Source organism: Paenibacillus sp. MZ04-78.2 (genome assembly GCF_024213375.1).
Taxonomy (GTDB): domain Bacteria; phylum Bacillota; class Bacilli; order Paenibacillales; family NBRC-103111; genus Paenibacillus_G.
The window spans coordinates 1-1,425 of the sequence record NZ_JANAVJ010000110.1 but is presented as its reverse complement, the minus strand read 5'-3'; the positions used below and the strand labels follow the sequence as shown (position 1 = coordinate 1,425).

2 protein-coding genes are annotated in these 1,425 nt (G+C 46.0%); both read left to right on the top strand.

Annotated features, from left to right (window positions below; translation table 11 throughout):
- Positions 1-75: 75 nt before the first annotated feature.
- A complete protein-coding gene (locus tag NLX71_RS26235) occupies positions 76-402 on the top strand; it encodes a transposase (protein WP_254366753.1) in 327 nt (108 codons plus the stop codon).
- 44 nt (positions 403-446) lie between these two features.
- On the top strand, positions 447-1,331 hold the full coding sequence (locus tag NLX71_RS26230; RefSeq protein WP_254366751.1) for an IS3 family transposase: 885 nt from the start codon (positions 447-449) through the stop codon (positions 1,329-1,331).
- The last annotated feature ends 94 nt before the right edge of the window (positions 1,332-1,425 follow it).

Here is a 1,425-nt window from a genome sequence, read left to right as displayed (position 1 = left end):
CTATTTAGCCCCTATTTAAACTTGGACAGTACACCCCTTACTCCGATACAATAATATTGAGGCGGAGGGAACGAAATGAAGAAGAAACAGTATGATCTGAATTTCAAGAAGATGGTGGTCGCCAAGGGAAAGGAAATTGGGAGCATGACCGCAGTGGCAAGACAACATGAGCTTGATCCTAAGATGGTGCTTCGATGGGCCCGAGAACTGAATCGCAAGGATCTGGATCAACTGGATGGGACAAGCATCAAGCAAGCGAAATTTGTGCCGACCGCAGAAGATTACGCAGAGCTTGCGAAAGAGAATGAGAAGCTCAAGAAGCTCTATGCAGAGCAAGCCCTTGAGAGGGACATTCTCAAAGACCTACTAAAAAAAACGAACCCGCACTTGCGGATAAAATAGAGATTGCCCAGAAGTATATTGCACAAGGACATAGCATCAGCTTTGTGTTGCGTGTGCTGGAGGTAGAGCGCTCCACGTATTATGCATATGTGAATAGACTGCAGCAAGTTCGAGGAACAATCCATAGGGCCGGTCGCCCCGCACCTGGTTTATCATATACAAAAGACGGCAAGCCAATCAGTGATGAGCAGATTTGCGAATGGATCATGGAGTTCTTAGCAGGCGAAGGTGCGAACTACGGCTACCGCAAGCTGACCGTGCTTCTTCGAAGACGCCATCAACTGAAAATTAACAAGAAGAAAGTCTACCGTCTATGCAAGCAAATGGATGTGCTTCGTCCACAGCGGAAACTCAAGAATAAGCATCCCAAGCGACTAGCCAACAATCGCGTAATAACGGCCTCTAATCAACTGTGGGAGACCGACATTAAATATGGCTGGATTAGCGGCGAGCAACGCTTCTTCTTCCTTATGAGCATCTTAGACGTGTTTGACCGCGCCGTAGTAACCTATCACATTGGACTGACGTGCGAAGCGAAGCATCTCGTCCAGATTATGCAGGAAGCGCTTATGAAGCGCCAGCTCTTTGACAAGGCGGAAAAGCCCGTCATACGTTCAGACAACGGTCCGCAATTTATTAGCAACCTGTTTGAGGATGCCTGTAACGAATTTGTCATGATTCACGAGCGAATTCCGCCCAAAACGCCGAATAAAAACGCTCACATCGAATCCTATCATTCGATTATAGAAGCAGAATGCTATCAGCGTCATGAATTTGAGTCTTATCCACAAGCTTATGAAATCGTAAGTCAGTTTATCCAGGATTATAATCGTATCCGCATCCACGGCAGCATCTACGATTTGTCCCCGTATGAATATATGGAAGCTGTGAAGCAAGGCACCATTAAGCCGAAGCAGATTAAGGTTTAACAGTCAGCATTGGCGAAAAACGAAGCAAATTAAAGCAATTCTACGATTCATATCGAATAAGAGGTGCAGTGTCCACAATAAGGGTGTTTAACCG

What these genes read in the sequence shown, in the direction of transcription:
- NLX71_RS26235 (WP_254366753.1), top strand. Translation starts at nt 76, where the DNA reads ATGAAGAAGAAACAGTATGATCTGAATTTCAAGAAGATGGTGGTCGCC.